Annotated in this window: 1 protein-coding gene; it reads right to left on the bottom strand. The window is 62.3% G+C overall.

Annotated features, from left to right (window positions below):
* Positions 1-302 (bottom strand): zinc-binding dehydrogenase (locus BG61_RS39115; protein ID WP_035943998.1); only part of this gene is annotated, 302 nt, incomplete at both ends.

Here is a 302-nt window from a genome sequence, read left to right as displayed (position 1 = left end):
AGGCCGGCACACATAGATCATCTCGCGCAGCACATGCGGGCGGTCCGTCTCAAGCATCACCGCCTGCTTCGCGCGGTCGTAGAGCGAATCAATGGAGCGCGTTGCGTGCGATTCCATGCCGACTGCGTCGATGCACTTCTCCGGCCCCTTGCCGTTGGTCAGGTCCTTCAGGCGATCAAGTACGCTCTCTTCCTTGAAGTCGATCGTAACTGCACCGCCGGCGCGCGCCATTGCGAGGCGCTCGGGCACGCAGTCGATCACGATCACCTGCTTCGCGCCCAATAGGACGGCACTGCGAATAG

Origin of the sequence: Caballeronia glathei, assembly GCF_000698595.1 — a bacterium.
GTDB lineage: Bacteria > Pseudomonadota > Gammaproteobacteria > Burkholderiales > Burkholderiaceae > Caballeronia > Caballeronia glathei.
The sequence above is the reverse complement of the archived record's forward strand: the minus strand, read 5'-3'. Positions and strand labels throughout refer to the sequence as shown.